The 19552-nt window shown below is 70.2% G+C and carries 22 protein-coding genes and 5 tRNA genes; 7 read left to right on the top strand and 20 right to left on the bottom strand.

All coding sequences use genetic code 11. From position 1 onward, the window contains the following. Positions 1-33: 33 nt before the first annotated feature. A complete protein-coding gene (locus tag ABT078_RS03940) occupies positions 34-1629 on the bottom strand; it encodes a DAK2 domain-containing protein (protein WP_351223479.1) in 1596 nt (531 codons plus the stop codon). A gap of 234 nt (positions 1630-1863) precedes the next feature. Here ABT078_RS03940 and rpmB point away from each other — a divergent pair, with 234 nt between their 5' ends. Continuing rightward, positions 1864-2049 carry a 50S ribosomal protein L28 gene (rpmB, locus tag ABT078_RS03935; RefSeq protein WP_003957616.1) on the top strand — a complete coding sequence of 62 codons (186 nt, stop codon included), beginning with the start codon at positions 1864-1866 and terminating at the stop codon, positions 2047-2049. A gap of 113 nt (positions 2050-2162) precedes the next feature. Here the strand turns inward: rpmB and thiD are convergent, their stop codons facing one another. Together thiD and ABT078_RS03925 are read right to left on the bottom strand one after the other, a co-directional pair. Further along, positions 2163-2957, bottom strand: coding sequence for a bifunctional hydroxymethylpyrimidine kinase/phosphomethylpyrimidine kinase (thiD, locus tag ABT078_RS03930; RefSeq protein ID WP_351223477.1), 795 nt, complete (start codon positions 2955-2957; stop codon positions 2163-2165). Further along, positions 2954-3916 carry a thiamine-phosphate kinase gene (locus ABT078_RS03925; protein WP_351223475.1) on the bottom strand — a complete coding sequence of 321 codons (963 nt, stop codon included), beginning with the start codon at positions 3914-3916 and terminating at the stop codon, positions 2954-2956. Before ABT078_RS03925 ends, thiD begins: the two co-directional genes overlap by 4 nt. A gap of 212 nt (positions 3917-4128) precedes the next feature. Here ABT078_RS03925 and ABT078_RS03920 point away from each other — a divergent pair, with 212 nt between their 5' ends. Together ABT078_RS03920 and ABT078_RS03915 are read left to right on the top strand one after the other, a co-directional pair. After that, on the top strand, positions 4129-4362 hold the full coding sequence (locus ABT078_RS03920) for an Lrp/AsnC family transcriptional regulator (RefSeq protein ID WP_019068732.1): 234 nt from the start codon (positions 4129-4131) through the stop codon (positions 4360-4362). Between the two features lie 23 nt (positions 4363-4385). Further along, positions 4386-4862, top strand: coding sequence for a DUF3515 domain-containing protein (locus ABT078_RS03915; RefSeq protein WP_351223748.1), 477 nt, complete (start codon positions 4386-4388; stop codon positions 4860-4862). A 12-nt stretch (positions 4863-4874) separates the two neighbouring features. On the opposite strand, the gene ABT078_RS03910 is transcribed toward ABT078_RS03915, so the two are convergent. From ABT078_RS03910 to ABT078_RS03900, 3 genes are all read right to left on the bottom strand, one after another. Beyond that, positions 4875-6047, bottom strand: coding sequence for a D-alanine--D-alanine ligase family protein (locus ABT078_RS03910; RefSeq protein ID WP_351223472.1), 1173 nt, complete (start codon positions 6045-6047; stop codon positions 4875-4877). 258 nt (positions 6048-6305) lie between these two features. Continuing rightward, positions 6306-7316, bottom strand: coding sequence for an NAD(P)H-dependent glycerol-3-phosphate dehydrogenase (locus ABT078_RS03905; RefSeq protein WP_351223470.1), 1011 nt, complete (start codon positions 7314-7316; stop codon positions 6306-6308). Further along, entirely contained in the window at positions 7313-8065 is a 753-nt protein-coding gene (locus ABT078_RS03900) for a lysophospholipid acyltransferase family protein (protein WP_351223468.1), read from the bottom strand. The genes ABT078_RS03905 and ABT078_RS03900 overlap by 4 nt, the downstream gene beginning before the upstream one ends. A 158-nt stretch (positions 8066-8223) precedes the next feature. Here ABT078_RS03900 and cofC point away from each other — a divergent pair, with 158 nt between their 5' ends. Next, on the top strand, positions 8224-8880 hold the full coding sequence (gene cofC, locus ABT078_RS03895; protein WP_351223466.1) for a 2-phospho-L-lactate guanylyltransferase: 657 nt from the start codon (positions 8224-8226) through the stop codon (positions 8878-8880). A gap of 71 nt (positions 8881-8951) precedes the next feature. After that, positions 8952-9155 (top strand): hypothetical protein, encoded by a 204-nt coding sequence (locus tag ABT078_RS03890; RefSeq protein WP_351223464.1) that lies wholly within the window; start codon positions 8952-8954, stop codon positions 9153-9155. A 225-nt stretch (positions 9156-9380) separates the two neighbouring features. On the opposite strand, the gene ABT078_RS03885 is transcribed toward ABT078_RS03890, so the two are convergent. The 4 genes from ABT078_RS03885 to leuC all read right to left on the bottom strand — a co-directional run bounded on the left by ABT078_RS03885 (position 9381) and on the right by leuC (position 12660). Continuing rightward, complete coding sequence (locus tag ABT078_RS03885; RefSeq protein ID WP_351223462.1) at positions 9381-9995, bottom strand: HU family DNA-binding protein; 615 nt, start codon at positions 9993-9995, stop codon at positions 9381-9383. A 171-nt stretch (positions 9996-10166) separates the two neighbouring features. Further along, entirely contained in the window at positions 10167-10394 is a 228-nt protein-coding gene (locus ABT078_RS03880; protein ID WP_351223460.1) for an SCO5555 family protein, read from the bottom strand. 104 nt (positions 10395-10498) lie between these two features. Continuing rightward, positions 10499-11092 carry a 3-isopropylmalate dehydratase small subunit gene (leuD, locus tag ABT078_RS03875; protein ID WP_351223458.1) on the bottom strand — a complete coding sequence of 198 codons (594 nt, stop codon included), beginning with the start codon at positions 11090-11092 and terminating at the stop codon, positions 10499-10501. Positions 11093-11229: 137 nt separating this feature from the next. Further along, the gene (gene leuC, locus ABT078_RS03870; RefSeq protein ID WP_351223456.1) at positions 11230-12660 is read right to left on the bottom strand and encodes a 3-isopropylmalate dehydratase large subunit; all 1431 of its coding nucleotides are present in this window, start codon (positions 12658-12660) and stop codon (positions 11230-11232) included. A gap of 175 nt (positions 12661-12835) precedes the next feature. Here leuC and ndgR point away from each other — a divergent pair, with 175 nt between their 5' ends. Beyond that, a complete protein-coding gene (ndgR, locus tag ABT078_RS03865) occupies positions 12836-13552 on the top strand; it encodes an IclR family transcriptional regulator NdgR (protein WP_351223454.1) in 717 nt (238 codons plus the stop codon). Between the two features lie 338 nt (positions 13553-13890). On the opposite strand, the gene ABT078_RS03860 is transcribed toward ndgR, so the two are convergent. Continuing rightward, positions 13891-14376, bottom strand: coding sequence for a DUF4188 domain-containing protein (locus ABT078_RS03860; protein ID WP_351223452.1), 486 nt, complete (start codon positions 14374-14376; stop codon positions 13891-13893). Positions 14377-14459: 83 nt separating this feature from the next. On the opposite strand from ABT078_RS03860, the gene ABT078_RS03855 reads away from it, so the two are divergent. Further along, on the top strand, positions 14460-15098 hold the full coding sequence (locus tag ABT078_RS03855; protein WP_351223450.1) for a MerR family transcriptional regulator: 639 nt from the start codon (positions 14460-14462) through the stop codon (positions 15096-15098). A 48-nt stretch (positions 15099-15146) separates the two neighbouring features. Here the strand turns inward: ABT078_RS03855 and ABT078_RS03850 are convergent. The 9 genes from ABT078_RS03850 to ABT078_RS03810 form a co-directional block, all read right to left on the bottom strand. Continuing rightward, positions 15147-15219, bottom strand: a tRNA-Glu gene (locus ABT078_RS03850). A gap of 28 nt (positions 15220-15247) precedes the next feature. Beyond that, positions 15248-15319 (bottom strand) — tRNA-Gln (locus ABT078_RS03845). Between the two features lie 16 nt (positions 15320-15335). After that, positions 15336-15408: transfer RNA gene (locus tag ABT078_RS03840), tRNA-Glu, on the bottom strand. Between the two features lie 85 nt (positions 15409-15493). Next, a tRNA-Glu gene (locus ABT078_RS03835) sits at positions 15494-15566 on the bottom strand. A 21-nt stretch (positions 15567-15587) separates the two neighbouring features. Continuing rightward, positions 15588-15659: transfer RNA gene (locus tag ABT078_RS03830), tRNA-Gln, on the bottom strand. Between the two features lie 91 nt (positions 15660-15750). Continuing rightward, positions 15751-16470 (bottom strand): HAD family hydrolase, encoded by a 720-nt coding sequence (locus tag ABT078_RS03825; protein WP_351223448.1) that lies wholly within the window; start codon positions 16468-16470, stop codon positions 15751-15753. A 124-nt stretch (positions 16471-16594) separates the two neighbouring features. Next, positions 16595-18076 (bottom strand): glutamate--tRNA ligase, encoded by a 1482-nt coding sequence (gene gltX, locus ABT078_RS03820; protein WP_351223446.1) that lies wholly within the window; start codon positions 18074-18076, stop codon positions 16595-16597. Beyond that, a complete protein-coding gene (locus tag ABT078_RS03815) occupies positions 18069-18863 on the bottom strand; it encodes a fumarylacetoacetate hydrolase family protein (RefSeq protein WP_351223444.1) in 795 nt (264 codons plus the stop codon). Before ABT078_RS03815 ends, gltX begins: the two co-directional genes overlap by 8 nt. Positions 18864-18976: 113 nt before the next feature. Further along, positions 18977-19150 (bottom strand): hypothetical protein, encoded by a 174-nt coding sequence (locus ABT078_RS03810; RefSeq protein WP_351223442.1) that lies wholly within the window; start codon positions 19148-19150, stop codon positions 18977-18979. Between the last annotated feature and the right edge of the window lie 402 nt (positions 19151-19552).

Raw genomic sequence — 19552 nt, 5'->3', positions numbered from 1 at the left:
CTGCGGGCCGTCGGATGGTGGGGGCAACGCCCCCTACTCCACGCCGATCAGGAGCGGCGCCCCCCGCCCCCCGTGGTGGACCACCGTGTCAACCGCCAGGTGGCCGCGCGTCACATGGGTCTCGAGGCGCTCCGCCAGGTCGGCGGGGGCGTCTTCGGGAAGGACGAGGGTGACCAGTTCACCGCCCGCGGAGAGCATGCGGTCCAGGACGTTCTCCGCCGTCTCCGCGAGGTCCGCGCCGATCACCGCCACATCGCCGTCGATCAGGCCCAGCACGTCCCCGGCCTGACAGACCCCCGCCGACGTGAAGGACTGCCGCTCGGCGACGGCCAGTTCGCCGTAGCGGGTCGCGCCGGCCGCCGAGGTCATCGCGACGACGTCCTCGTCGAAGCGGCGGTCGGGTTCGTGGACCGCGAGCGCCGCGATGCCCTGGACCGCGGAGCGGGTCGGGATGAGGGCGACCCTTACGCCCTCGGCGCGGGCCTGCTCCGCGGCTGCCGCCGCCGTGTGCCGCAGCTCCGCGTCGTTCGGCAGGAGCACGACCTCGCGCGCGTGCGCCCGCCGGATCGCCTCGACGAGTTCGCCGCTCGCCGGGGGCTCCCCGGGCCGCGCGAGCACCGTCGTCGCCCCCGCCGTCTCGCAGAGGCCGGCCAGCCCTTCGCCGCGGACCACGGCGACGACGGCCCGCTGCACCGGCTCGCGCCGCTCGGCGTGGTCGGCCGCGGCGAAGTGGGTGATACGGATCCGGTACGGCCGTCCGGCCTCGACGCCCGCCTCGACCGCCGCGCCCGCGTCGTCCACGTGCACATGGACGTTCCACAGCCCGTCGCCGCCGACCACGACGAGCGAGTCGCCCAGCCCGTCGAGGCGGGCCTTGAGCCGGGTCACGGCCGTATCGTCCGCCTCCAGGAGGTAGATCACCTCGAAGGCGAGCCCTCCGTCGGCACACGGTTCGACGGCAGCCGCGACCGCCGGGTGGGGCCGTCCCGTGGGCCGTGCCGCCGGTGTCTCCCCCGTCATCGCCTCGACAAGGGCGCCGAGCACCGCCACCAGACCCTGGCCGCCCGCGTCCACGACGCCTGCCCGGCCCAGCACCTCCAGCTGCCCCGGTGTGTTCTCGAGTGCCCGGCAGGCGCATGCGTACGCCGCCTTCACCGCCGCCGCGTCACCGTCGGAGACCGCCGCGTCCGCCGCGTCCGCCGCCGCCGACGCGACGCTCAGGATCGTGCCCTCCACCGGATGCGCCACCGCCTCGCGCGCGGACTCCGCGGCCCGGCGCAGCGCACCCGCGGCCCTGCCGTCGCGCTCCACGAGCACCTCGGCCATGCCCCGCAGGAGCTGCGCCAGGATCGTTCCCGAGTTGCCTCGCGCCCCGATCAGCGCCCCGTGCGCCATGGCCCCCATCGCATCGGCCAGCACGGGGGCCGCCGAGCCGGTCTCGTACGCCGCGAAGACCGCCTCGACGGCCCGGGCGGCCGACTCCACGGTCAGATAGAGATTCGTGCCGGTGTCTCCGTCCGCGACCGGATAGACGTTGATCGCGTCGATCTCCTCGCGTTCCCGGCCCAGCGCCTCCAGCGCGAGTGAGCACCATGTACGTACCGCGAGGGCATCGAGAGTCTGCGGCAACTGATGTCCTCCTCGTGGTGCTGCGCTGCACCGCAGCGTAGACCCGGGCCTGACCTGCGGCCGGGGCGGGGGCGGGGGAAGCCATGGTAGTTTCGTGTCTCGGAGCCAGCCGTTGTATGCTGCTCCGGTTGCCCGATGAAAATCGGGCCGTATCCCCCGGCAGGCCACTTCAGATCACTGATTCCGGCACGCCGGATTTCACTGTAAGTGCATCTGAAGTCTTTGGAGTGACCCGTGGCTGCCAACTGCGACGTCTGCGGCAAGGGGCCGGGCTTCGGCAACAACATTTCGCACTCGCACCGCCGTACGTCCCGTCGCTGGAACCCGAACATCCAGCGCGTGCGTGCCGTGGTCGGTCGGACGCCGAAGCGGCTCAACGTCTGCACCTCGTGCATCAAGGCCGGCAAGGTCTCGCGCTAAGAGATGCTCCCCGCGTTCGTGCGGGGATGATCCCGCCGACGCTTCGTCGTAGCGCAGCCCCTGCGGTTGCCTTGAAAGCCGGTCCACCTCGGTGGACCGGCTTTTCGCCGTCCTCAGGAACGCCGGCGCCAGCCGTGGTCGACCGGACCGATCCCGCCGCCGAGCGCGAAGCCCGCGGCGATGGCACCGGTCACGTACTCCTTCGCCGCCCGTCCCGCCTCGGGGACGGACAGCCCCTTCGCCAGACCGGACGCGACCGCGGAGGCGAGGGTGCAGCCGGTGCCGTGCGTGTGGCGGTTGTCGTGGCGGGGCGCGCGCAGCCAGTGCTCCTCGGTGCCGTCCGTGAGCAGATCCACGGCGTCCCCCTCCAGATGCCCGCCCTTGATCAGCGCCCAGCGCGGCCCGTAAGCGAGCACCGCCTCGGCCGCACACCGCAGATCGGTCTCGGTCTTCACCTGTACGCCCGTGAGCTGGGCGACCTCGTCCAGGTTCGGGGTCGCCACGGTCGCGGCCGGCAGCAGTCTCGTCCGGACCGAATCCAGCGCGTCGGCGGCGAGCAGTGCGTCCCCGTGCTTGGAGACGCCGACCGGGTCGACGACGACGGGCGCGTCGGTCCCGGCCAGCAGCTCGGCGACGGTCTCGACGAGCTCGGCCGACGCGAGCATGCCGGTCTTCACCGCCTGTACGCCGATGTCGTCGACGACGCTTCTGAACTGTGCCCGCACCGCCTCGGCGGGCAGCTCCCAGGCACCCTGCACCCCCAGCGAGTTCTGCGCCGTGACGGCCGTGATCACGCTCATGCCGTGGACACCGAGCGCCAGCATGGTCTTGAGGTCGGCCTGGATGCCGGCGCCACCGCCGGAGTCGGACCCGGCGACGGTCAGCACCCGGGGCGGGGCCGAGGTCACGACCCCTCCCCGAAGTGGTCCCAGCCGCCCTTGTTCGTCCACGGCGCCCCGTCCACCGTCACCTGCGGCAGGGCCGACGGGTTCAGCACCTCGCCGATCACCTTCCAGCGGGCGGGCAGCTTCACATCGGCGGGGAAGGTCGCGACGATCGCGTGGTCCTCGCCCCCGCTGAGGACCCACTGCAGCGGGTCGACGCCGACGGCCTGGCCGATGTCGTTCATCTGCGAGGGGATGTCAAAGAGTCCGGAGCGCAGGTCTATGCGGACCTTGCTGGCCTCGGCGATGTGCCCGAGGTCGGCGACGAGTCCGTCGCTGACGTCGGTCATCGCGGTCGCGCCGAGCCCGGCCGCGGCGGGCCCCGCGTGGTACGGCGGTTCGGGGCGGCGGTGGGCCTCGACGAAGGCGCGGGGCGAGCGGAAGCCGCGCGAGAGGACCGCGTGTCCGGCGGCGGACCAGCCCAACCAGCCGGTGTAGGCGACGACATCGCCGGGCTGGGCGCCGGCGCGGGTCACCGGGTCGTGGTTGCGCAGATCGCCGAGTGCTGTGATCGCGATGGTGATGATGTCGCCGCGCACGACATCGCCGCCGACCACCGCCGCGCCCGCGACCTGGCATTCGTCGCGGATGCCGTCCATCAGCTCGGTGGCCCAGGTGACGGGCAGATCGGCGGGGACGACAAGGCCGAGCAGCAGCGCGGTCGGCACGGCGCCCATGGCGGCGATGTCGGCGAGGTTCTGTGCGGCCGCCTTGCGGCCCACGTCGTACGCGGTCGACCAGTCGCGCCGGAAGTGCCTTCCCTCCAGCAGGAGGTCGGTGCTGGCGACGACCCTGCGGTCGGGGGCGGCCACGACCGCGGCGTCGTCGCCGGGTCCGAGCCGTACGGCGGGGGTGGAGGTGAGCCGGGAGGTGAGCTCCCTGATGAGCCCGAACTCCCCCAGTTCGCCCACGGTGCCCTTCATTCCTGTGCTCCTTCTGCCCCAGTGCGCTTGCGGTCGCGAGCCGTCACTGCTGTCGGTACCGTCGAGTAGGCCGAGCAGGCCGTCAACTTCTGTGCTTCGTACGCCACGCTGCGCACGCCTCGGGGCGCCCAGGTCTCCCCGTGGCCCGCGGCGACGCGATACCGTGGCGTCTCTTCTCCCCACATGATCCTCGTGGCCGCCCTGGAGGTTCCGTGGTACAGGCGTACATCCTTATTCAGACCGAGGTGGGCAAGGCGTCGACCGTCGCCGACACCATCTCCAAGATCCCGGGGGTGATCCAGGCCGAGGACGTGACAGGCCCTTACGACGTGATCGTGCGCGCCCAGGCCGACACCGTCGACGATCTGGGCCGCATGGTGGTCGCCAAGGTCCAGCAAGTGGACGGCATCACGCGAACGCTGACCTGCCCGGTCGTGCACCTGTAGCCCCCGTCTACGCTTGGCCGGTGATGTTCCCTCGCCGGCTTCTGTCTCTGCCTGCCACGGCCGCCGTGCTGCTGGCCGCTTCGGGCTGCTCCTCCACGGACGCACCGGCGTCGATCACGGTTCCTTCTCCCCCTCCCGAGGAGAAGGCCCTGTGCCGTGCCCTGCACGAGGCGCTGCCCGAGTCGGTGGCCGGTAAGGACCGCCAGGACCCCGAGCCGCGTTCCGAGCTGACCGCCGGGTGGGGGGACGCCGCGATCGTACTGCGCTGCGGGGTCCCCCGGCCCGCGGGGCTGACCGATTGGCGCGCGGACGGGGTGGAGGTCGAGGGTGTCGAGTGGTACGCCGAGGAGCTCAAGGACAGCGCACGGTTCACCACCACGTACCGCAGGACCTATGTCGAGGTGACGCTGTCGAAGCGGTTCGGCGATGTCGGCCCGCTGACGGAGCTGGCGGGACCGGTCACGAAGACGGTCCCGCCGCTCTTCTCGGAAACCCCCTGAAGGGGAATCGGTTCAGCGCAGTCCGGTGGAGCGGCGCAGCGCCGCCTGGATGAGGCGGTCGACGAGCTCCGGGTAGCCGACGCCGGTCTCCTGCCACATCCGCGGGTACATGGAGATCGGCGTGAAGCCCGGCATGGTGTTGATCTCGTTGATCACGAACTCGCCGTCCTCGGTGAGGAAGAAGTCCGCGCGGACCAGACCCTCGCACGACGCGGCCTCGAACGCCTCGACCGCGAGCCGCCGCACCTCGGCGGTCTGCTCCTCGGTGAGCGGCGCGGGCACCAGACCGGTGGCCGAGTCGATGTACTTGGCCTCGAAGTCGTAGAAGTCGTGCGCGGTGACGGGCGGGATCTCGGCGGGCACGCTGGCGCGCGGACCGTCCTCGAACTCCAGCACTCCGCATTCGATCTCGCGGCCGCGCAGCAGCGACTCCACAAGGATCTTGGGGTCGTGGCGCTGCGCCTCGACGATGGCGTCGTCGAGCCCGGAGAGGTCGTCGACCTTGGTGATGCCGATCGAGGAGCCGGCGCGCGCGGGCTTCACGAAGAGGGGCCAGCCGTGCTCGCCGGCGAAATCGATGATCTTCTTGCGGGCGGCGGAGGGATCCTGCTCCCACTCACGGGGCCGGATCACCACGTACGGACCGACGGGCAGTCCGAAGGAGAGGAAGACCCGCTTCATGTACTCCTTGTCCTGGCCGACGGCCGAGGCGAGGACGCCCGAGCCGACGTAGGGGACGCCGGAGAGTTCCAGCAGGCCCTGCAGGGTGCCGTCCTCGCCGTACGGGCCGTGCAGCATCGGGAAGACGACGTCGACCTCGCCGAGCGCCTTGGGCACGGAGCCCGGCTCGCTGTAGACCACCTCGCGGTTGGCCGGGTCGACGGAGAGGACGACGCCGCCCTCGCTCGACTCGGCAAGGCCGTCGACGGACGGCAGTTTCCGGTCGGCGATGGCCATCCGGTCCGGCTCGTCGGCGGTCAGCGCCCAGCGGCCGTCCGTCGTGATGCCGATGGGCAGCACGTCGTACTTCGTGCGGTCGATGGAGCGCAGCACGGCGCCGGCCGTCACGACGGAGATCGCGTGCTCGGAGCTGCGGCCGCCGAAGACGACCGCGACGCGCGGCTTGCGGCGCGCCTCGCCCCCGGCGGAGGCGAGGTCGGGGCTGTGGGAGGGGTTCTCGCTCATATCGCGACGAGACTACCCTGCGCGTTCTGCCTGCCCCAGGGGCGCGCCCGCTCCTGCGTGAACCGAGGACTGTGCGGCACCGTCCGTGCGTGTTCGGTGAATGACCGCACCGGGCAGTGGACCCGGATGTCCGTCCTCGAGCGCCGGCGAGGCCCGGAACGGGCCTCGCCGGAGTCCCTTTACGCCGCAGGGCGCGGGGCGCAGGGGGCTTGAGGCACGAGGGCGCGGTGCGGGAGCGGAGCCCCCGGAAACGGAGCGCTAGTGGCGCTCGGGCTTCGCGCTGCGCGACATCAGTTCCTTGAGCGCGACGACCGGCGGCTTGCCCTCGTGGACGATCGAGACCACCGTCTCCGTGATCGGCATGTCGACGCCGTGCCGCCTGGCCAGATCCAGCACGGACTCACAGGACTTGACGCCCTCGGCGGTCTGCTTGGTGGCGGCGATGGTCTCCTGGAGGGTCATTCCACGGCCGAGGTTGGTGCCGAAGGTGTGGTTCCGGGAGAGCGGCGACGAGCACGTGGCGACGAGGTCGCCGAGTCCCGCCAGGCCGGAGAAGGTCATCGGGTCGGCGCCCATGGCCAGGCCGAGGCGGGTCGTCTCGGCCAGGCCGCGGGTGATGAGCGTGGCCTTGGAGTTGTCGCCGAGGCCCATGCCGTCCGCGATGCCGACGGCGAGACCGATGACGTTCTTGACGGCGCCGCCGAGTTCGCAGCCGACGACGTCAGTGTTGGTGTATGCGCGGAAGTACGGGGTCATGCACGCGGACTGGAGGCGCTGGGCGACCGTCTCGTCGGCGCAGGCGACGACCGCGGCGGCGGGCTGGCGGTCGGCGATCTCCTTGGCGAGATTGGGTCCTGTGAGGACGGCGACGCGCTCGGCGGGGGCCTTGGCGACCTCCTCGATGACCTCGCTCATGCGCTTGGCGGTGCCGAGTTCGACGCCCTTCATCAGGGAGACGAGGACGGTGTCGGGAGACAGCTTGGGCGCCCATTCCGCGAGGTTGGCGCGCAGGGTCTGCGAGGGCACGACGAGGACGGTGAAGTCGGCGTCGCGGGCGGCATCGGCGGGGTCGGTGGTGGCCCGGATCCGCTCGGGGAGCTGGATGCCCGGGAGATAGTCCGGGTTGGTGCGGGTGGTGTTGACGGCGTCGACGAGATCGGCGCGGCGACCCCAGAGGGTCACGTCGCAGCCGGCGTCGGCGAGCACCATCGAATAGGCCGTGCCCCAGGATCCGGTGCCGAACACGGCGGCCTTGACGGGACGAGTCACTTGGTGCCCTCCTCCGCGGCCTTCTGCCGCTGTTCCGCCCGCGCCCTGTGGTGGTCGTGCGGCTCGGCGGGCGCCTTCTCGCCGCGTACGTCCTCCAGCAGCGAGGTGATCGCGGCCATGATGACCTCGGTGGCCTCGCGCAGCACGTCGGGGGTGGGCTCCAGACCGTAGAACCGGGAGAGGTCGACGGGCGGTCCGGCCTGCACGATCAGGGTCTTCCGCGGGAAGAGCCTGAGTTTGTCCTCCTTGGCGTACGGCGGCATCGCCAGGTTGGCGCCCCACTGGGCGACCGGGATGACCGGGGCCTTGGTGAGCAGCGCGACGCGCGCGGCGCCGGTCTTGCCCGCCATGGGCCACAACTCGGGGTCGCGGGTCAGCGTGCCCTCCGGGTAGAACGCGACGCACTCGCCGCGCTCGATGGCGTCGACGGCGGCGCGGAAGGCGTCGAGTGCGTTGGTGGTCTCGCGGTAGACCGGGATCTGGCGGGTGCCGCGGAGCATCATGCCGACGAAAGAGCCCTTGAAGAGGGCGGCCTTCGCAAGGAACCGGGGGACGCGTCCCGTGTTGTACTGGAAGTGCGCGTAGGACAGCGGGTCCAGATAGGAGTTGTGATTCACCGCGGTGATGAATCCACCGTCGGCCGGAATGTGTTCCATTCCTCGCCAGTCCCGCTTGAACAGAACCACCAACGGCGGTTTCGCGATGGCCGCCGCCAGGCGGTACCAGAAGCCGATTCTGCGGCGGGACACTCGGACACCTTCCTCTAGGACCTGGCTGCCACTGGCTGCTGCCTGGCTGCTGGGGGTCAAGTGTCGCCCCAGGCCCCTGGTCTGTCGAGGACACCGTACGCCCAGCCCCGGAGCACGTCTCTCGTGGCCACCGGCCGGGGCCGGGTGACAATGTTGCGATGCAGTGGTCACTGGTCGTCCCGCTGAAGCCCCTCGCACTGGCCAAGAGCAGACTGGCAGCGGCCGCGGGCGGGGCGTTGCGCCCGCACTTCGCCCTGGCCTTCGCCCAGGACACGGTGGCCGCGGCGCTCTCGTGTCCCGCGGTGCGGAATGTGGCGGTCGTCACGGACGATCCGCTGGCATCGGCGGAGCTGGCAGCGCTCGGTGCGCGGATCGTCCCGGACACACCGGCCGCGGGACTCAACGCGGCGCTGGCACACGGGGCGGGCGCGGTGCGCGCCGACCGTCCGGGCGCCGCGGTGGCGGCGCTCAACGCGGATCTGCCGGCGCTGCGGGCTGCCGAATTGGCCCGGGTGCTCGCAGTGGCCTCGCAATTTCCGCGGGCTTTCCTCGCGGACTCCGCGGGAATTGGGACCACATTTCTGTCGGCCGCGCCGGGCACGGAATTGCGCCCGGCATTCGGCGGGCGTTCCCGAAACCGGCATTTGCGCTCCGGCGCGGCGGAAATTGCCGTGGACGGCGTCGACTCGGTCCGCCACGACGTCGACACCGCCGACGATCTGCGGGCCGCGCTGGCTCTGGGCGTCGGACCGCGCACGGCGGCACGCTGCGCGACGCTGCCGATGCCGCGGCCGGTTCAGGAGGAGGGCGTGTAGGGCCGGTGACCCGGCCCGCGCCGCGGGCGCCCGCGGCAGAGCCGCGCAGGCGTGCCCGTTACGCTCAGGGCATGCAGGCGACCGCGTACACGTACGACTCAGAGACCCGCAGCGGAAGTGTGCTGCTCGACGACGGCACGCCCGTGGAATTCGACGCCGCCGCGTTCGACGCCGGCGGGCTGCGACTGCTGCGGCCGGGGCAGCGTGTGCGGATCGAGACCGAGGGCAAGGGCGATGCCCTGCGGATCACGCTGGTGACGCTGCAGACGCTCTGAGCGCCGCCAGCGGGTGCCGCGGGCGCTTCGGCCGTGTCCTTGCCCGGACCGTGCATCACTCGGGCGTTCCGGCATCGTCCCCGAACACGTGAGACCCGGCCGGGAAACCGGTCCGACGCGGTCCGGCCCACGGCCGGGCCGGGGAATGACGAACGAACGCCGCGGGCCGGGCTCCCCCAAGGGAGTCCGGCCCGTCGCGTGAGTGGCCTTTTGCTGCCCCGCTGCTTACTTCTTGCGGGCGGTGGTCTTCTTGGCGGTGGTCTTGCGCGCCGTCGCCTTCTTGGCGGGCGCCTTCTTCGCGACCGCCTTCTTCGCGGGCGCGGTCTTCTTGGCCGCGGCCTTCTTGGTCGTCGCCGCCGTCGTCTTCGCCGCGGTCACCTTCTTCGCAGGCGTCTTCTTCGCCGCGACCTTCTTCGCCGCGGTCACCTTCTTCGCGGGTGCCTTCTTCGCCGCGGCCTTCTTGGCGGTGGCCTTCTTCGCCGCCGCCTTCTTCACCGCGGCGCCGACCTGGAGGCTGCCCTTCGGCGCCTTCTTGACGGCGACTTCGCCGCCCTTGGGGAGCTTCTTCGAGCCGCTGACCAGGTCCTTGAAGCCCTGGCCCGCGCGGAACCGCGGCACCGAGGTCTTCTTGACCCGCACGCGCTCACCCGTCTGCGGGTTGCGGGCGTACCGGGCCGGACGGTCGACCTTCTCGAACGAGCCGAAGCCCGTGACCGAAACCCGGTCGCCGCCGACAACCGCGCGGACGATCGCGTCGAGTACCGCGTCGACAGCATCGGCGGCCTGCTGGCGGCCACCCATCTTGTCGGCAATCGCTTCTACGAGCTGCGCCTTGTTCACGTCTTCCCCTTCGGAGACATTGCCGGAACGAAACTGTTCAAGCGTTTTCGCACGTTAGGCAGATATATACCGCAAATCAAACACGAAACGGGCTAATCACCCTAGTGCCGCAACGAAGTCGACCGTCACGGCCACGCGGCGGAGCCGCATATCGGCCCAGTCGCCGGGTGGTCAGTCACCTTGGGGGAAACGACCTTCATCGAGGTCCTTCATCAACCGGTCCAGGCGCCTTGCGGCGTCTGCGAGATCGTGCTTCGCCGCGGCCGTCACTGCCAGCAGCTTCCGGGACAGCGCCATCCTTACGCCCTCCGGGACTTGCAGTGCACGCACCCTTGCGTGCGCTTCCTTCAATCGGGCGGCGACTGCCTCGTAGAGCTCGAGTTGGCTGTCACCTTCCATGCACCGATTGTGCCATCTGGGGCGAGTTGTCGCCCCACAGGGTCTCAACAAACGCCTGCGCCCTCCACCGGACGGTGGAGGGCGCAGGACGGGAAAAGCGCTGCTCAGACCTCGATCGTACGCGGCTTGAAGGCCGGCCTGGAGGCTTCGTAGGCCGCGATGTCCGCTTCGTTCTGAAGGGTGAGGCTGATGTCGTCGAGTCCGTTCAACAGCCTCCATCGGGCGTTCTCGTCCAGCTCGAAATCGACGGTGATGCCTGCCGCGCGGACCTGGCGCTGTTCCAAGTCCACGGTGATTTCGGCCTTCGGGTCGGCCTCGGTCAGCTCCCACAGGCGGTCCACCGCCTCCTGGGGCAGAACCACGGTCAGCAGGCCGTTCTTGAGCGAGTTGCCGCGGAAGATGTCGGCGAAGCGGCTGGAGACGACGGCCTTGAAACCGTAGTTCTGGAGGGCCCAGACGGCGTGCTCACGGGAGGAGCCGGTGCCGAAGTCGGGGCCTGCGACCAGGACTGTTGCGCCCTGCCGCTCCGGCTGGTTGAGGACGAAGTCGTCGTTCTTGCGCCAGGCCTCGAAGAGCCCGTCCTCGAAACCGTCGCGGGTGACCTTCTTCAGCCAGTGCGCCGGGATGATCTGGTCCGTGTCGACGTTGCTGCGGCGCAGCGGGACGGCCGGGCCGGTGTGCGTGGTGAAGGCTTCCATGGTTCATCCTTCGTTGCCTGTGGAGTAGTACGGTGCTGCCCTGCCTTCGGGCCGGCGGTCAGGGCTCGGCCGTCATGAGGCCCTCCGGGCCGAGTGAGAAGCCACGCCGTTCTTGCGGGGTGGAGGAGTCACGGTGTTCAGACTCCGGCTGAGGCCGAGGCCGGGATGTCGGACAGATCAGCGGGCGAGGACAGGTGCCCGCGCACCGCAGTGGCGGCCGCGACCTGCGGCGAGACCAGATGGGTCCGGCCGCCCTTGCCCTGCCGGCCCTCGAAGTTGCGGTTGGAGGTGGAGGCGGAACGCTCCCCTGGGGCCAGCTGGTCGGGGTTCATGCCCAGACACATCGAGCAGCCCGCGTGCCGCCATTCGGCGCCGGCCTCCTTGAAGACCTTGTCCAGGCCCTCCTCGACGGCCTGCAGCGCGACCCGCACCGAGCCCGGGACGACCAGCATCCGTACGCCGTCGGCGACTTTGCGGCCCGCCAGGATCGAGGCCGCGGAGCGCAGGTCCTCGATACGGCCGTTGGTGCAGGAGCCTACGAAGACGGTGTCGACCTTGATGTCGCGCAGAGCCTGCCCGGCGGTCAACCCCATGTATTCCAGAGCCTTTTCGGCGGCCAGCCGCTCCGAAGCGTCCTCGTACGAAGCCGGGTCGGGGACGTGGGAGGACAGCGGGGCGCCCTGGCCCGGGTTGGTGCCCCAGGTGACGAACGGGGAGAGTTCGGCGGCGTCGATGAAGACCTCGGCGTCGAAGACCGCGTCGTCGTCGGTGCGCAGGGTCTTCCAGTACGCGACCGCCGCGTCCCAGTCCTCGCCCTCGGGGGCGTGGTCGCGGCCCTGGAGATAGTCGAACGTGGTCCGGTCCGGGGCGATCATGCCCGCGCGGGCGCCGGCCTCGATCGACATGTTGCAGATGGTCATGCGGGCCTCCATCGAGAGCTTCTCGATGGCGGATCCGCGGTACTCCAGGATGTAGCCCTGGCCGCCGCCCGTACCGATCCTGGCGATGATCGCCAGGATCAGGTCCTTGGCGGTGACGCCGTCCGGCAGCTCGCCCTCGACGGTGATCGCCATGGTCTTGGGGCGGGCCAGCGGCAGCGTCTGGGTGGCCAGGACGTGCTCGACCTGCGAGGTGCCGATACCGAACGCCAGCGCGCCGAAAGCGCCGTGGGTGGACGTGTGGGAGTCACCGCAGACCACGGTGGTGCCGGGCTGGGTCAGGCCCAGCTGTGGGCCCACGACGTGGACGACGCCCTGCTCGACGTCCCCCAGCGGGTGCAGCCGGACGCCGAAATCCGCGCAGTTCTTGCGCAGGGTCTCCAGCTGGGCGCGGGAGACCGGGTCGGCGATGGGCTTGTCGATGTCGAGGGTCGGGGTGTTGTGGTCCTCGGTCGCGATGGTGAGGTCGAGCCGCCGCACCCGCCGGCCGTTCTGGCGGAGCCCGTCGAAGGCCTGCGGGCTCGTCACCTCGTGCAGGAGGTGCAGATCGATGTAGAGGAGGTCGGGCTCGCCCTCGGCGCGCCGGACGACGTGGTCGTCCCAGACCTTCTCCGCGAGTGTCCTACCCATCGCTTTCCCTCCGGCCCGGCGGCTTCGCCGGGCCCAACTAGAGATCAACTCCGCCGTCGTCCGTACGTCGGACCTGGCGGGGAGCGCGGGCCCTTGTACGGCCGCACATCCAGGTTCGCAACTTCTCGGAGAAATTGAACTTGCGTTTCACAGAGTGAGACGCGAGTATCGTTTCATGGACAACTCTAGCGGCGTCGGCGTTCTCGACAAGGCAGCTCTGGTACTGAGCGCCCTGGAGTCCGGTCCGGCCACCCTCGCCGGGCTGGTCGCGGCGACAGGGCTTGCACGACCCACGGCTCATCGCCTCGCCGTGGCTCTGGAACACCACCGGATGGTGGCGAGGGACATGCAGGGCCGTTTCATTCTGGGCCCGCGGCTGGCCGAGTTGGCGGCCGCGGCGGGCGAGGACCGCCTGCTGGCCACGGCGGGGCCGGTGCTGACCCATCTGCGCGATGTGACCGGCGAGAGCGCGCAGCTCTATCGCCGGCAGGGGGACATGCGTATCTGCGTGGCGGCCGCCGAGCGGCTGTCCGGACTGCGGGACACGGTGCCCGTCGGCTCCACGCTCACGATGAAGGCCGGATCGTCGGCCCAGATCCTGATGGCCTGGGAGGAGCCCGAGCGGCTGCACCGCGGCCTGCAGGGCGCCCGCTTCACGGCGACGGCCCTGTCGGGCGTACGGCGCCGGGGCTGGGCCCAGTCGATCGGCGAGCGCGAGCCGGGCGTGGCGTCCGTCTCGGCGCCGGTGCGGGGGCCGTCGAACAGAGTCGTGGCGGCGGTCTCGGTATCCGGGCCGATCGAGCGTCTGACCCGTCACCCCGGCCGTATGCACGCCCAGGCGGTCATCGACGCGGCGGCCCGCCTCTCCGACGCGCTCCGCCGCACGGGCTGACCCCGGGGCTCCGCCCCTGCCCGGCTCGCCCTGCGGGCGCGGCGCACGGGACGGCGGCGGCTGCGGCGGCGGAGGCCTTGCGCGGCTCGCCCTGCGGGCGCGGCGCACGGTACGGGCACCGTGCGGTGGGACCGGGTGTCCGTCCTCGAACGCCGGACGGGCTGTGTGCTGCCGACACCGGCAGGCCGGGCGGCGTGTCCACCCCTCGAACGCCGGCCAGGCCGAATCTCAGCCCTGCCGGCGTTCGAAGACGGGGGTCCGGGGGCGGAGCCCCCGGGAAAGGCCCGCGCAGGCGCCACATGCGCCCGCGACTCGCCGCAACCACCCGACCCCGGGGCTCACGCAGCGCGCAGTCGATCCGCCGCACGGTCGCCGCGGCGGGCCACCGGGACGACACCCGTCGCCGCGCCCAGCCCGAACGCCGGCATGTTCACGTAGACGTTCTCGTACGACCCCGCAGGGACGATGTACGTCTCGTGCCAGAAGCCGACCTTGCCCTTGCCCTCGCGCATCCGCCGGTTGAACGCCGCCCAGGCCGGCCGGTGCTGCCCGTCCTGCGCGGAGGCGTACGCGAGCAGCTTCTCCTTCGAGTCCCAGTACTGGACGGTGTACAGAACCCTGGGCCCGCCCAGCAGCAGCTGATAACCGAGGAGTCCACTGTCCTCGTCCTGCGACAGTTCCTTCAGCATCCGCGGCATGGCCGTGAACACCGGCCACCAACTCCGCAGCGCCCGGAAGCTGTTGATGCGCATCCCGATGAGGAAGACGACCACTTGCTCCTGCGACTCCGCCGTCATGCGCCCCTGGATCGGCTGCTTGCCCATCGCGGTCCCCCTTGCGAGGATTGTTGGATAGTGGAGCTATCTACACTTGGATAGTGCCACTCTCCAATGAAAGGCGCAAGCAGATGAGACTGGCAGAGCTCAGCGAACGCAGCGGCGTACCCACCGCCACGATCAAGTACTACTTGCGTGAGCGGCTGCTGCCGCCCGGCCGGCGGGTCAGCGCCACCCAGGCCGAGTACGACGAGGAGCATCTGCGCCGGCTCCGGCTGGTCCGTGCGCTGATCCAGGTCGGCGGCATACCGGTGGCCGCCGCCCGCGAGGTCCTCGCGGCCGTCGCCGACGACACCCTCGACCACCACATGCGCCTGGGCGCCGCGGTCTGGGCCCTCCCGCACGGCCCGGAGCCGGACGAGGAGGACCCCGCCACCGAGACGGCAGGCCGCACCGCCGACGCACTGATGGAGCGGCTCGGCTGGAGCTTCGGCCGCGAGCAGGGCGCGCTGTCGCCCTCGTACCGGACGCTGGTCGCCGCGATCGCCACGATGGACCGGCTCGGCTACCCCTGCGACGTGGCACACCTCTTCCCGTACGCACGCAGCGCCGCCGAACTGGCCGTCAACGACCTGGACTTGGTGGAGAAGTACGAGCAGGAGGAGGAGCAGGTGGAGGCCGCGGTGGCGCTCACCGTGCTGTACGAGCCGGTGCTGCTGAGCCTGCGCAGGCTGGCCCAGGCCGAGGAGTCGTACCGCCGGTTCGGCTGAGGCATACGCGAGAAGGCCCTCCCCGATGGGGAGGGCCTTCTCGTCACGTACCCCCGACCGGATTCGAACCGGCGCTACCGCCTTGAGAGGGCGGCGTGCTAGGCCGCTACACAACGGGGGCAAGATGTTGATCCAACTGACTGGATCCGCTGGCCTACCTGGACTCGAACCAAGACTAACTGAACCAGAATCAGTCGTGCTGCCAATTACACCATAGGCCATGGTGGTATAGACCAGTACCCCCGACCGGATTCGAACCGGCGCTACCGCCTTGAGAGGGCGGCGTGCTAGGCCGCTACACAACGGGGGCCCTAGCGATCCCCATCCGGCTGTCGCCGGATGTTGTCACTGCGAAGGCACCGGGAGCGAACCTGGTGACCAGCAGGATGGATCTGTACCCCCGACCGGATTCGAACCGGCGCTACTGCCTTGAGAGGGCAGCGTGCTAGGCCGCTACACAACGGGGGCTTTGCAGATGAGCTCTGCGAGCTGGCCTACCTGGACTCGAACCAAGACTAACTGAACCAGAATCAGTCGTGCTGCCAATTACACCATAGGCCACCAAAACTCAACCCCCCTGCGGGGGGTTTTGTTCGGTTGTGCGCCTTCAGCTCGGGCTTTCCGGCCCGCTGCTCCCGGCGCAGGAAGAACATTACCTGAAGGTGGACGGCGCTCCAAAACGGGTATCCGACTGCAGCACGCTGGGTAGCTCCTCCAGACCCGTGATCCGGATCAGTTCCGGCCTGCCGCCCAGCCCACCGCGGTCCAGCCAGATGCCGGTCAGCCCCGCCGCGCCGGCACCGCTCGCGTCGATGTCCGGGTGGTCTCCCACGTACGCAACGTCCTGCGGTGGCAGCCCGAGCGCGTCGCACGCGGTGTGGAAGGCCGCCGCCTCGGGTTTGGAGACCCCGAGCTCCACGGCGCACAGGACGGCCTCGAAGCGATCCCTGACGCCGAGGATGCGCAGCTTGCGGTCCTGGTTGTGGACGGAGGAGTTCGACAGGACGGCATGCCGGTACTCGCCCGCGAGGCGGTCGATGACCGGCAGGAAGTCCGGGAACAGCGACCAGGCGGCCTCGTAGTGCGCGAGGTGACGGGCGAACCACTCATCCGCCTCGTCGTCGCTCAGCTCCCGGACGAAGAAGCTGCGGACCCGGTCGCGCCGCTGCCCCTGGAAGTCCGTTTCCCCGGCGGCGAAACGGGCCCAGTGGTGTTCGGTGAGTTCCCGCCAGCGCCGGAGGGCGTGGTCCGCGGACGTGTATGCGTGCGGCAGGCCCTCGTCGTCGAGCATGCGCCGCAGCCCTTCGCGGTCGGCGCCGGTGTAGTCGAAGATCGTGTCGTCGATGTCCCACAGGACCGCGCGGATCGCCATGATCCCAGGCTAGGGGGTGGTGGGCGGCCGTGGGGCGCCTGCGGTGGTGCCGGTGCCGCCGCCAACGTCCGAGAGGCGGCAGCCGCACCGGCTGCCGCCCCTCAGGGCGTACGACGGGAATCGCCTACGCGGCTGCGAGCTTCGCCAGCGCCGCGTCGACCCGTGCCAGGGTCTTCTCCCGGCCCAGGATCTCCAGGGACTCGAAGAGCGGCAGACCCACCGTGCGGCCGGTGACCGCGACGCGGACCGGGGCCTGGGCCTTGCCGAGCTTGAGGCCGTGCTCCTCGCCGGCGGCCAGGACCGCGTTCTTCAGCGACTCGTGGCTGGACCAGTCCGCGGCCTCGAGCTTCTCACGGGCCGTGCGCAGCAGGGCGTCGGAGCCCTCCTTCATCGCCTTCTGCCAGGAGGCGTCGTCCTCGACCGGCTCGGGCAGGAAGAGGAAGTCGACGTTGGCGGTGATGTCGGAGAGGACCGTGAGACGCGTCTGGGCGTACGGGGCGATCGCCTCCCACGCGGCGCGGTCGAAGTCCTCGGGGGCCCAGGGTGCGTGCGGGGCCTGCAGCCAGGGCTCGCAGGCCTCGGCGAAGGCCTTCACGTCCAGCCGGCGGATGTGGTCCGCGTTGATCGCCTCGGCCTTCTTCAGGTCGAAGCGCGCCGGATTGGCGTTGACGTCCGCGATGTCGAACCTCTCGATCATCTCGGTGATCGAGAAGACGTCCTGGTCCGCCGAGAACGACCAGCCCAGCAGGGAGAGGTAGTTGAGCAGGCCCTCGGGCAGGAAGCCGCGCTCGCGGTAGAGGTTGAGCGAGGCCTGCGGGTCGCGCTTGGAGAGCTTCTTGTTGCCCTCACCCATGACATACGGGAGATGGCCGAAGGCCGGGATCTGCTTGGCGATGCCGAGCTCGATCAGCGCCTTGTACAGGGCGATCTGGCGCGGTGTGGAGGAGAGCAGGTCCTCGCCGCGCAGCACGTGCGTGATCTCCATCAGCGCGTCGTCGACGGGGTTGACCAGCGTGTAGAGCGGGGCGCCGCTGGCGCGGACGATGCCGTAGTCCGGGACGTTGTCCGGCGTGAAGGTCAGCTCACCGCGGACGAGGTCGGTGAAGGTGATCGGCTCGTCGGGCATACGGAAGCGGATGATCGCCTCACGGCCCTCGCGCTCGTACGCGGCCTTCTGCTCGTCGGTCAGGATGCGGCACTTTCCGTCGTAGCCGGAGGGCCGGCCGGCGGCCCGGGCGGCCTCGCGGCGCTCGTCCAGCTCGGTGACGGTGCAGTAGCAGGGGTAGGCGTAACCGCCGGCGAGCAGCTTCTCGGCGACGTTTTTGTAGATGTCCATGCGCTGCGACTGGCGGTACGGCGCGTGCGGGCCGCCGGCCTCCGGGCCCTCGTCCCAGTCGAGACCGAGCCAGCGCAGCGAGTCGAGGAGCTGCTCGTACGACTCCTCCGAGTCGCGGGCCGCGTCGGTGTCCTCGATACGGAAGACCATGGTGCCCTGGTGGTGCCGGGCGAACGCCCAGTTGAAGAGGGCGGTGCGGACCAGGCCCACGTGGGGGTTGCCGGTCGGCGAGGGACAGAAACGTACGCGGACGTTCGTCGCGTTAGCCACGCTTGATCACCTTGTTGGTGAGAGTGCCGATGCCTTCGATGGTGACGGCGACCTCGTCGCCGACGTTGAGGGGGCCGACGCCGGCCGGGGTGCCGGTGAGGATGACGTCTCCGGGGAGCAGCGTCATGGCCTCGGTGATGTGGACGACCAGGTCCTCGATGGAGCGGATCATGTCGCTCGTACGACCCAGCTGGCGTTGTTGGCCGTTGACCGTGCACTGGATCGTGAGGTCGTGCGCGGCCGCCAGCCCGATGCCCGTCTCAACCCAGGGGCCGAGCGGGCACGACGTGTCGAAGCCCTTCGCGCGGGCCCACTGCTTCTCGCGCTGCTGGGCGTCGCGCGCGGTGACGTCGTTGGCGCAGGTGTAGCCGAAGATGACGTCCTTGACGCGCTCGCGCGGGACCTCGCGGCACAGGCGGCCGATGACGACGGCGAGCTCGGCCTCGTGGTGCAGCTCGTTCGAGAAGGAGGGGTACTCGATGGCGTCGCCGGGCCCGATCACCGAGGTGGAGGGCTTGAAGAAGGCGACGGGTACGTCCGGGACCTCGTTGCCGAGCTCCGCCGCGTGCTCGGCGTAGTTGCGACCGATGGCCACGACCTTGCTGGGCAGGACGGGCGGCAGGAGCCGGACCTTGCTCAGCGGGACCTTCGTTCCGGAGAGCTCGAAGTCGGCGTAGGGAATGCCCTTGATGATGTCGAGGACGAGGCCACCGGGGTCACCGGTCCCGTCGTCCTCGACCGCGCCGAAGGCGACATTGCCGTCGATGGAGAATCTGGCGATGCGCACGGGTGCCTCGCGCCCCTCTGCTTCCGCTGGCTGGAGTCTGACGCTCCAGGCTAACGCGGCACAGGCACCCGACCTGCCGTATTACGGCGCCAACCGTCACTGCGCCTCGGGGATCAAGGGGCCACCGGGGCGTTCAGGAGGGTGGTGCGGCGGGGGTTGGCCGTCTGGTTGGGGAGGTCGACCGAATGCTCCGGCTGGGCCTCCGGCTGCAGCTCGTCGGCGTCGGCGAGGTGCGCGAGCGTGGTGCGCCGGGGGTTGGCTATGTTGCGGAACATCATGGTCTTCATCAGGGGATCAGGTCCTTGTCAGAGCGCCGGTTCTTGTAAAGCGAAAGGCTAGACACCCCAATCCCTGCGAAAGCATGGACAAGGCAACGATCTCCGTGTGAGTTTGCTCACGGCACGGGGGGCAATTCCGTCATTCTGGACAGTGAAATGCCCTTGCAGAAACGGACATTGCGTAGCTGAATCAGCTATTCCGCTCCCGATCATGGCGACTGGGGCACCCCCCACCCGTAAGCGACTCGTAGGCAAAAGTCCTATTCTTCCCCGTCGCTTTCTACGGCTTGTCACGCGACACTTACAACGTGTCACTCTGGTCACAGCCCGGCCCGCGGCCCTTGTTGGAGATCCGGCACTGTGCTGGAATTCCACGCACCGCCGCGGGTTTCAGGCCGGCGCGCAGGGGCG

Source organism: Streptomyces sp. NPDC002133, from assembly GCF_040296405.1.
GTDB lineage: Bacteria > Actinomycetota > Actinomycetes > Streptomycetales > Streptomycetaceae > Streptomyces.
The sequence above is the reverse complement of the archived record's forward strand: the minus strand, read 5'-3'. Positions and strand labels throughout refer to the sequence as shown.